Here is an 8145-nt window from a genome sequence, read left to right on the forward strand (position 1 = left end):
CGGCGCGCGCCGGCGGCACCGACCGTCCCTGGTGGCCCGCGCCTGTCGACGCCGCCGAGTTCGACGCCACGTTGACGCCGCGCGCGCCGGCGCCGCGCGCCCAGGACGCGACGCCGCCGGAGGCGGAGCAGAGCGGGGAGGACTAATCAGTCCGCGCTCGTCGGCCGAATGCCGCCTTGTGGAGAGAGGCCCCGGAATAAGCCAAATCGAAAAGCGTCAGCCGCTGTGACACGGCTCGCGCCCCGCTGACCCTGCCAACCCCGGCTCGGCCAAAGGCCGGTCCAGGGTGGCAGCGTCAGGGTGCGATCCGAAGCGACGACGAAAATCCGCGTCTCAGGTGATGCTGATGCGGCGGATCGGTGTCGGCTGCTGCGCCGGGATGTCCGTCGCGATCTCAGGGCGGCGCTCGCCCGGCTGCTTGCTGACCGGCAATTGCAGCACGGTGACGCGCTGGCCTTCGCACAGCTGGGTGATCAGCACGTGGCGGCCGTCGGCGAACTCGATGGCGTCGTGATGGCGGTCGGGAATGTGCTTCTCGATGGTATTGAACTTGGCGACGCGCTCGCGGATGGTCCGGGTCCACAGCCAGCGGCTGTCGTAGCGGACATCAGCGGCGAAGGCGAGCTCGGTGCCGGGGAGCATGCACACGGCGACGGTCGGCTCGCTTTCCAGCGCGAAGCCGCGGGTCGCAGTGCCGCGGAACGTCGTCGAGATCAGCGTCTCGCCGACTTTGGCGGGACGGGACGCAACGGCATGGAGGCTGTAGTCACACATCGGATCGCTCCTCGTTGAGAGATAGCCGACCCACGCTCCCCCCGGACAGGCGCAGGCCTCTATCAGAGTGGACATCGAGGAGAATGTTAGCGCGCGCTTCGCGGCATTTCTGCGCTGATCTTCGTTGCGTGCAGCCGCCGACGATCACAAGCGTTTGAGCATGCCGCGCTGCACATCATGGGATGCGCCCGCGCCTGACTCATTTTTGAGCGGCGCGTCGCGCTCGGACGCGCGCCGCCGATCGATTGTGCAGCTGGCCATGCGAGTCGCAGGGCTTCACCGCGACGTGCATCACCGGGACTTGCATCACCGCGACGTCGGAGCAGGCGAGCGCGATCAGTACTTGCGATAGAGTCCGACCAGCTTGCCCTGAATCTTCACCCGGTTGGGCGGCAGGATGCGCACCTCATAGGCGGTGTTGGCCGGCTCCAGCGCGATCGAGGCGCCGCGGCGGCGGAAGCGCTTCAAGGTCGCTTCCTCGTCGTCGATCAGCGCCACCACGATGTCGCCGGTGTCGGCGGTCTCGTTGCGCTGGATCAGCGCCATGTCGCCGTCGAGGATGCCGGCATCGACCATCGAATCGCCGCGCACCTCGAGGGCGTAGTGATCACCATTGCCGAGCATGTCGGCCGGCACGCTGATGGTGTGGCTGCGGGTCTGCAGCGCCTCGATCGGCGTACCCGCGGCGATGCGGCCCATCACCGGCACCGCCACCGGGCGCTCGCCATCCTCCAGCGCCGGCGTCGAGGTGCGGACCTTGCCGAGATTGCCTTCGATCACCGACGGCGTGAAGCCGCGGCGGTTGCCGGCGGCCTGCGACAGTTCGGGCAGCTTGATCACCTCGATGGCGCGCGCGCGGTTCGGCAGCCGGCGGATGAAGCCGCGCTCCTCCAGCGCCGTGATCAGGCGGTGGATGCCGGACTTCGAGCGCAGGTCGAGCGCATCCTTCATCTCGTCGAAGGACGGCGGCACGCCGGCTTCCTTGAGCCGTTCGTTGATGAACCGCAGAAGTTCGTACTGTTTGCGCGTCAGCATCTCGACCTTGTCCCCGGTTTGATGTCGCCCGAGTCCCGCGCGTTGCTCACGAGACCAGGTGCAAGAGGTGCCAGACCGGTCGGAGAGCGCACGGGAGTCGGACGATCGCATTCGTCCCGCAACATATTAAAAACAAATCATGAACGGACACTATATGTTCGATGTGTGTTCCGCAATCCTAAAAATATGGTGAACAGACCAGGATTTGCCCTGGGAAATCCGCTCAGAGCGGCAGGCGCAGGATCTCGCACGCACTGCCAGCCGCAGCCTTCGGCGCAAAGGCCGGACGAATGACCAGCGCCTGCGACAGCGCGAGATTGCCGAGCAGCGACGAATCCTGTTGCGTCACGGGCGTTGCGATCAGCGCGCCGTCCGCGCGCGTTTCGAGCTGCGCGCGCAGATAGTCCTCGCGCGAATCGTTGGCCCCGAGATCGCGGCCGAGCAGGGCGATCTCGCGCGGCAGCCGCGCCTCGCGGCCGAGCAGGCTGCGAATCAGCGGCACCAGGAACAGCATCGCGCAGACATAGGACGACACCGGATTGCCCGGCAGGCCGATCACGCGCATGCCGCCGAGCCGGCCATACATCATCGGCTTGCCCGGGCGCATCGCGATCTTCCAGAACGCCATCTCGACGTCCTCGGCCTCCAGCGCCTGCTTGACCAGGTCGTGATCGCCGACCGACGCGCCGCCGGTCGTGACCAGGATATCCGCGTTGGCCTCGCGCGCCCGGCGGATGCCGGCGACGGTCGCCGCGAGCGTATCGGCGGCGATGCCGAGATCGACCGGCTCGGCGCCCTCGCTGCGCATCAGCGCGCGCAGGCCGTAGCCGTTGGAATAGACGATCTGGCCAGGGCCGGGCGTCGCGCCCGGCATCACCAGCTCGTCACCGGTCGCGAGCAACGCCACCTTGGGCCGGCGCCGCACCGGCAGCGCCGGATGGTTCATGCTGGCGGCGAGCGACAGGTCGCGGTCGCTGAGCCGGCGGCCGGCCTTCAGCAGCACCATCCCCTCGTGGAAGTCGACGCCGGCGGGCCGGATGTGGCGCCCCTTGATTGCCGGCTCGTTGATCACGACGTCACCGCCGTCCGCAATCGTGTCCTCCTGGATCACGACCGCGTCGGCGCCCGCGGGCACGACGCCGCCGGTGAAGATGCGCGCCGCCTCGCCGGGACCGATGACGCGATCGAACGGCCGCCCCGCCGCGACCTCGCCGATCACCTTCAGCCGCGCCTTCGCCTCGGCCGCGTCGGCGGCGCGCAGCGCGTAGCCGTCCATCGCCGACATCGCCTCCGGCGGCTGCGTGCGCAGCGCCGCGAGATCGCGCGCCAGAATCCGGTGAAACGCGTCGTCCAGCGTCACCATTTCCGCCGCCAGCGGCTCGGCGCCGGCGAGCACCGCGGACAACGCATCGGAGACCGGCATCAAGGCCATCGGGGTTCCTTCGGACGGTGACGACTCGAACGCATGCGTTCTAACCAACGCGCACCGCCCGGCCAAGGACCAAGCGGCCCTCCGGGAACCCTCAGGCAAACTTGGAGGGACTTTGAAGGGAACCTTGGAATGAACGAGGGAGGGAAACCTTGGAAGGAACTCTGGGAGGAGCTGGCGCCAGCTCTTCCTGTTCCTCTCGGCGGTTCCGCCGCCCGCTCGACGCCAATCTACGCCTCCGTGCTCCGTGCAGAAGCCGCATTGCTACGGGGACAGCCCCGCCTTGTTCACCTCTTCAAGCTTTGAGAACGAATTTCAACGACCTTCCCATCTCAACTACATCCGAGATTTGAGAATTTGGAATTGTTTGGGAATGCCGCGATTCTTTGATCGAGTTCGACTCAGCCGGGCGTCGACTCCGCTGATCACTGCCACATTGATTGTACTGGCGTGTATCTCCTTCGCCGTCCTGGAAGTGTCGCGTGCAATGAACCGGCGCGCGGAAATCTTCGCCGAAGGCCAGAGGAACACTGTCAATCTGACGAGCTCGCTGCTGCAGCACGCGGAGTCGACGTTCCGAACGGCTGACACGCTGCTGGTCGCGGCCGTATCCGCCCTCGAATATCGCGTGCCCGATCGCGACGGCCGCAAACGGTTCAAGGCCTGGTTCCTCGACGAATTGCAGCGCATGCCGCAGCTCGTCAGCCTGGTCATCATGGACGAGACGGGGAGGCTGCTCGTCAGCTCGGCGGCGGAGGAGGGCGCGGCGAACTACGCGGACCGCGAATTCTTCATCTATCACCGTGATCACGACGACCGTGACGTGCACCTCAGCGCGCCGGTGCGCGGACGAACCAGCAACCAATGGGTGATCCCGCTGTCGCGACGCTTCAACCGGCCGGATGGCAGCTTCGGCGGCGTGGTCGTCGCGGCCGTCGGCACGCAGTACTTCCAGGATTTCTACCAGCGTCTGGACATCGGCCCGAATGGCGCAATCCTGTTGGCGTCGCTGAACGGCCCGCTGCTGGTGCGCCGTCCCTTCGCCGACAGCAATGTCGGCCGCGACATGAGCAACAGCGGCATTTTCCGTGAGCTCAAGCGCGCGCCCGTCGGGAGCCTCGAGATCACCTCGTCGACCGACGGGGTGCGGCGCTTCAACAGCTACGAGCAGGGCCCCACCTATCCGATCGTCGTCGCCGTCGCCCACGATGTGGACGAGATGCTGGCTCCGTGGCGGGCGTCGACGCTTCGCCGCGTTGCCGAGGCGGGGACGATCGTCACCATCATGGCGCTGCTGGGCGCCCTCATCTGGCGCAACACACGCAAGCTTGCCGATCAGGCAACCGCGCTTCGCGAAGCCAACGACCGCTTCGCGGTGGCGATCGATGCGCTGCCGGATGGACTCAGCGTCTTCGGCGCCGACAACAGACTGATCCTTTCGAACCGCAGGTTGGCTGAACTCTATGACTTCGACCGCGAGAGCTTTGGTCCCGGCACACCGCTGAGCCGATTTACCGAGCTTTCCACCGAGCGCGGCATCGAGTTCGATTTGAGCTCCAGCACCGATACGGTGCGGCTCAGAGGAGGGCGGTCCGTCGCCGTGAAGCGCGCCGCAACGCCCGATGGTGGATGGGTCTCGGTCCACGAGGACATCACCGAGCGCGTCCGCGCGGCAGAGATCCTCGACGAACGGCTCGCGGAGCTGACACAGACGCGAAATCGCCTCGAAGAGCAGCGCAACGAGTTGATCGCGACAGGCGAGGCGCTCTCCGCCGCCAAGGATGCGGCCGAGGCAGCCAGCCGCGCCAAGTCTGACTTCCTCGCGATCATGAGCCATGAGATCCGGACGCCGATGACCGGCATGATCGGCATGATCGGGCTGCTGGCCGACACCAGGCTCGATCAGGAGCAGAAGGATCTCACGGACATCGCCCGGCTCTCGGCCCGCAATCTGCTGACCGTCGTCAACGATATCCTGGATTTCTCGAAGCTCGAAGCCGGGCAACTGACCCCGGAAGCGATCGATTTCAACGTCGAGGACGTCGTCGGCAGCGTCCTGGCCCTGATGGAGCCAAGGGCGAGAGAACGCGGGCTCGGGCTGAAGGGCTCGCTCGCCGAGGAGATGCCGCGCCGGCTTCGCGGCGATCCGCACCGGATCTCCCAGATCCTGCTCAATCTGGTCGGCAACGCGCTGAAGTTCACCGAGCGCGGAACGGTCGAGATCACGGCCGCCCACGTGCAAATCTCCGATGATCGGATCCAGCTCAGTTTCGCGGTCACCGACACGGGCATCGGCATCGCGCGTGATGCGCAGAAGCTGCTGTTCGAGCCGTTCAGCCAGGCCGACACGTCGGTGTCGCGCCGCTACGGCGGCAGCGGTCTCGGACTGGCGATCTGCAAGCGGCTGTGCGAGATCATGGGCGGCACGATCGGCTTCGACAGCGTCGAAGGGCGGGGAAGCCGGTTCTGCTTCACCGTGTGCTGCGGCCCGGCATCGCAGGAAACGCCGGACGCAGCGCCACTCGCGCCCGGTTTGCCTTGCGACGATGAGGCGCTCGAGATCCTCGTCGCCGAGGATAACGACATCAACCAGAACCTGATCGCAAGGCTGCTTGCCAGGCGGGGCTACCGCGCCGACATGGTCGGCAACGGGCAGGACGCGGTCGCGGCCGTCAAGCGCAAGCGCTACGATCTGGTGCTGATGGATATGCAGATGCCGGAGATGGATGGCGTCACCGCCACGCGGGTGATCCGCGATCTCGACGGCTCGGCAGCCGACGTGCCGGTGGTCGCATTGACAGCGAACGCGCTGCCCAGCCAGCGCGCGGTCTGCATCGCGGCCGGCATGGACGATTTCCTCACCAAGCCGATCCAGCCCGAACGTCTCTACGACGCGATCCTGCGCTGGGGCCGCCATGGTCGCAAGCGCGGCGTCGGAAGCGAGCCCGCGGAGCTGGTCACGCAAGGTGACGCATAGTCCGCAGGCCGCCCATGCGATGCGTCGGTCAGGCGATATCCTTGGCGTAGCCGCCCCGGGGCATTCTGTTCCTCCTCGTCGCCACCCGCTGGGCTGCAGCCAGCGCGAGGCGCGCCCAACCGGCGAATTCCTCGGGATCGTCGAACAGCCGGTCCGGCGCGCGCCAGAACGCCAGATCGATCGAGACCCCCCGTTTGACGTAGCTGAGCGGGGGGTGGGATTTCGCCTCGGCGAACGCCGATCGATTGTCTGCATCGACGCGAAAGTAGAGCGTGTTTTCCGCGACCATGCCCAGCATGGCTCCATCGATGAACACGCCCGTCTTGCCGAACATCCGCCGCGTCGCAATCGGGCCGAGCGGCGCGAACTGCTCGCGCAGGAAGTCGATATAGTCCGATGTTGCGACCATGCGGAGAGCCTGTGCGCGGCCCGGGATTGCGACCGTGGTCAGACCTTCCCGAAAAGGACGAGGCGCCGCTGCCGCCGAAATTCGCTGAATCCAAGCGCCTTGTACAGATGGATGGCGGGTTCATTTCGGCTCGACACGTTGAGCGACAGCAGCGCCTCCCCGGGGGCTGTCGCCGACGCGGCGATCAGAAGCGACGTTGCGATGCCTTGCCTCCGCATGCGCTCGGACGTGACCATCGCGTCGATCCAGCACTCGATCGTTGCGACCATGTCGGTCTCTCGTGATGTCACGAGCGAATGCCGGAGTGCGGCTCCGTCCGACGTGGCGATTCCGCGCGGCGCGCTGCTCGCAGCGTGTCGCGTCGAGCTCAGCCGGCTGCCAGCCGCAACGTCGTCAGACCGGATGGCGAATCCACACGTTGGGCTCGACATACACGGCAAAGTCGTTGTCGTGCGCGACGAGGAGGGGCACCAGCGCGCCCGGAATCTCGATCTCACCGGAACGGTCGAAGGCCGCGCCCGTCCATCGCGACCACTCCGCGAGCGTGCCGACGATGGTCATCGAGCACGGCGCGATCTTGACGATCTCGCCGCCGATGCCGAGATGCGTGCGGAGCCAGGAATCGGACAGCTGCCCATCGGCCCGCCGAACGTCGAGATAGGCGCGCATGGGAATCCGGGGCGCGAGATGCTTCTGGTTGGGCCGCACCGGTGCATACAACTCGGCAAAGCCCTTGGCACGCGCGCAGCCCTTGAGCGCGTCGAGCATCGCGCGCGAGCGACCCGGCACGCGCGCCGTGGGCAGCAGTGCGATCTCGAGCGCGCTCATCGTCGTCGGCTGCCGTCCCAGCATGCGGTCCTCGTGACCCCATCGGATCACCTCGTCCCAGCCGCCATCCGGAAGCTCCGTACGTCCGTCCAGGCCGAAGGCGAAAGGAACGGCGAACGCGCGCCCCACCACCTCGTTGCCGTCGAGCGCCGCAAGGGCGCAGTCCGCGTAATGATCGAGCGCCGCCTCGCCATAGTACAACATCGCCGTGCGGTCGTGCCGTATGAACTCGGGCCAGACGGCGTCGAGCTCGGGCGAGAACACGCGCGGGATGAGCTCAGGGCGATCGCGGAGGGAGATGATCTCGAGGGTCATGCGGCGTTCCGGACGGCGGTGATGGGCTCGATGAGCCAAGCTTAGACGCTCGGATCTCGTGCAGCCAGCCCCGCGGCGCCGCCCGCGCGGGCTTGAAATAAATTCGCTGATCCCGAATTTTATGTTCGCTTTTTCGGAATCGTCTGCTATGTTGATTTGGTCCCGTGCTCGACAGGAGGGGCGCTTCGCGATCGTCACGGACCGTGGAGCGCGGGATGCGGTGGCCGCAAGCTCGTCGCAGCGCGCTCTCATGGCGCGCGGACGAACGACGGTTTGCGGACGCGAAGTCGCGTGGTCCTGGCATCCCGAAGCCGATGCCAAGCCGGCGGGTGATGATGATCCCGCCGTCGACGGTGGCCAACAAGCCGGGCACCGGGG

Annotated in this window: 7 protein-coding genes; 1 reads left to right on the plus strand and 6 read right to left on the minus strand. The window is 66.7% G+C overall.

The features are described 5' to 3' along the window. Positions 1 to 333: 333 nt before the first annotated feature. The 3 genes from BRAS3809_RS00840 to BRAS3809_RS00850 all read right to left on the minus strand — a co-directional run bounded on the left by BRAS3809_RS00840 (position 334) and on the right by BRAS3809_RS00850 (position 3241). A complete protein-coding gene (locus tag BRAS3809_RS00840) occupies positions 334 to 774 on the minus strand; it encodes a hypothetical protein (RefSeq protein ID WP_008960205.1) in 441 nt (146 codons plus the stop codon). 336 nt (positions 775 to 1110) lie between these two features. Next, a complete protein-coding gene (lexA, locus tag BRAS3809_RS00845; protein WP_008960206.1) occupies positions 1111 to 1809 on the minus strand; it encodes a transcriptional repressor LexA in 699 nt (232 codons plus the stop codon). Positions 1810 to 2032: 223 nt separating this feature from the next. Next, positions 2033 to 3241: a molybdopterin molybdotransferase MoeA gene (locus tag BRAS3809_RS00850; RefSeq protein ID WP_008960207.1), complete on the minus strand. Its 1209-nt coding sequence runs from the start codon at positions 3239 to 3241 to the stop codon at positions 2033 to 2035. 244 nt (positions 3242 to 3485) lie between these two features. Here BRAS3809_RS00850 and BRAS3809_RS00855 point away from each other — a divergent pair, with 244 nt between their 5' ends. Beyond that, positions 3486 to 6215: a response regulator gene (locus BRAS3809_RS00855; protein ID WP_240535572.1), complete on the plus strand. Its 2730-nt coding sequence runs from the start codon at positions 3486 to 3488 to the stop codon at positions 6213 to 6215. 28 nt (positions 6216 to 6243) lie between these two features. Here the strand turns inward: BRAS3809_RS00855 and BRAS3809_RS00860 are convergent, their stop codons facing one another. The 3 genes from BRAS3809_RS00860 to BRAS3809_RS00870 form a co-directional block, all read right to left on the minus strand. Further along, the gene (locus BRAS3809_RS00860) at positions 6244 to 6624 is read right to left on the minus strand and encodes a TfoX/Sxy family protein (RefSeq protein WP_008960210.1); all 381 of its coding nucleotides are present in this window, start codon (positions 6622 to 6624) and stop codon (positions 6244 to 6246) included. 38 nt (positions 6625 to 6662) lie between these two features. Then, positions 6663 to 6893, minus strand: coding sequence for a GNAT family N-acetyltransferase (locus BRAS3809_RS36405; RefSeq protein WP_008960211.1), 231 nt, complete (start codon positions 6891 to 6893; stop codon positions 6663 to 6665). A 124-nt stretch (positions 6894 to 7017) separates the two neighbouring features. After that, on the minus strand, positions 7018 to 7677 hold the full coding sequence (locus BRAS3809_RS00870) for a hypothetical protein (RefSeq protein WP_035654805.1): 660 nt from the start codon (positions 7675 to 7677) through the stop codon (positions 7018 to 7020). Positions 7678 to 8145: the final 468 nt, after the last annotated feature.

This window comes from Bradyrhizobium sp. STM 3809, assembly GCF_000239795.1.
Taxonomy (GTDB): domain Bacteria; phylum Pseudomonadota; class Alphaproteobacteria; order Rhizobiales; family Xanthobacteraceae; genus Bradyrhizobium.

Bases quoted from the DNA above. Each gene is read 5' to 3' on its own strand.
- BRAS3809_RS00840 (WP_008960205.1), bottom strand. From the start codon at position 774: ATGTGTGACTACAGCCTCCATGCCGTTGCGTCCCGTCCCGCCAAAGTC.
- lexA (WP_008960206.1), bottom strand. From the start codon at position 1,809: ATGCTGACGCGCAAACAGTACGAACTTCTGCGGTTCATCAACGAACGG.
- BRAS3809_RS00850 (WP_008960207.1), bottom strand. From the start codon at position 3,241: ATGGCCTTGATGCCGGTCTCCGATGCGTTGTCCGCGGTGCTCGCCGGC.
- BRAS3809_RS00860 (WP_008960210.1), bottom strand. From the start codon at position 6,624: ATGGTCGCAACATCGGACTATATCGACTTCCTGCGCGAGCAGTTCGCG.
- BRAS3809_RS36405 (WP_008960211.1), bottom strand. From the start codon at position 6,893: ATGGTCGCAACGATCGAGTGCTGGATCGACGCGATGGTCACGTCCGAG.